Source organism: Staphylococcus sp. GDY8P94P (genome assembly GCF_017892255.1).
GTDB lineage: Bacteria > Bacillota > Bacilli > Staphylococcales > Staphylococcaceae > Staphylococcus > Staphylococcus cohnii.
Genome location: NZ_JAESKU010000009.1, coordinates 14,543 through 14,929 on the forward strand (window position 1 = coordinate 14,543; position 387 = coordinate 14,929).

The window sequence follows — 387 nt, forward strand, 5'->3', positions numbered from 1 at the left end:
CCTATAAATGAATAACCATCATAAAGATCAATATTTTCTTCTTTTTCACGATTTGAAACTGTAGGATTAATGACAACACGATCGCCTTTATTAAATTTTGTAACCTTAGAACCAATATCATCTACTACACCTGCAAATTCGTGGCCTAATGTAACGGGCGCTTTTTGGCCAAGGAACGGGTCAGGTTTGTCTGTTGAAATAAATATAGGGCCTTCTAAGTATTCATGTAAATCTGTCCCACAAATGCCAGCCCAAGACACTTTAACTTGAACCTCATTATCTTGTAACTCTTTAGATTTTCGATCTTCAACTCGTACATCCTTTTGACCATACCAAACTGCTGCTTTCATTGATAAAACCTCCTTGTTTTAGTTAATTTAATAGTAT

General features: G+C 35.1%; 1 protein-coding gene. It reads right to left on the reverse strand.

The window, feature by feature from the left end:
* Nucleotides 1-350 (reverse strand): alcohol dehydrogenase catalytic domain-containing protein (locus tag KA926_RS13940; RefSeq protein WP_245335853.1); only part of this gene is annotated, 350 nt, incomplete at its 3' end.
* Nucleotides 351-387: the final 37 nt, after the last annotated feature.